Source organism: Citrobacter sp. wls613, from assembly GCF_005281195.1.
Taxonomy (GTDB): domain Bacteria; phylum Pseudomonadota; class Gammaproteobacteria; order Enterobacterales; family Enterobacteriaceae; genus Citrobacter; species Citrobacter gillenii.
Genome location: NZ_SZXN01000031.1, coordinates 2,868 through 3,199, shown reverse-complemented (window position 1 = coordinate 3,199; position 332 = coordinate 2,868). Strand labels below are relative to the sequence as shown.

The 332-nt window shown below is 50.9% G+C and carries 1 pseudogene; it reads right to left on the bottom strand.

The features are described 5' to 3' along the window. Positions 1-332: pseudogene (locus tag FDX01_RS23460) on the bottom strand (lytic transglycosylase domain-containing protein); the annotation flags it as partial.

The window sequence follows — 332 nt, the reverse complement described above, 5'->3', positions numbered from 1 at the left end:
CTCTCGCTGCCTTTGACATAATCCGGGCCGCCGTTCGGGTCTTTGACCGTCTCATTGCTCAAAATGGATGATGAACCGGAAAAAAACTCTGTCGCTGTTATCTTCCCGGTTGCCAGGTCAATGATTCTTCCGATTGTTTGTCCCAGCTTTTTGAGCCCGGACATAAAATCTTCGACATCATTTTTAAACTCAGGCGAGGCAAGGTAGTTGCCAAATCGCTGAATTCCTCCAGCGAGCCCGTCAATCCATTTACCCAACTCCGGTGATCGCATCACGGTATCGATCGCACCAGACAGCGCATCGGACAATTTCGTCAGTCCAGGCGTCAGCGG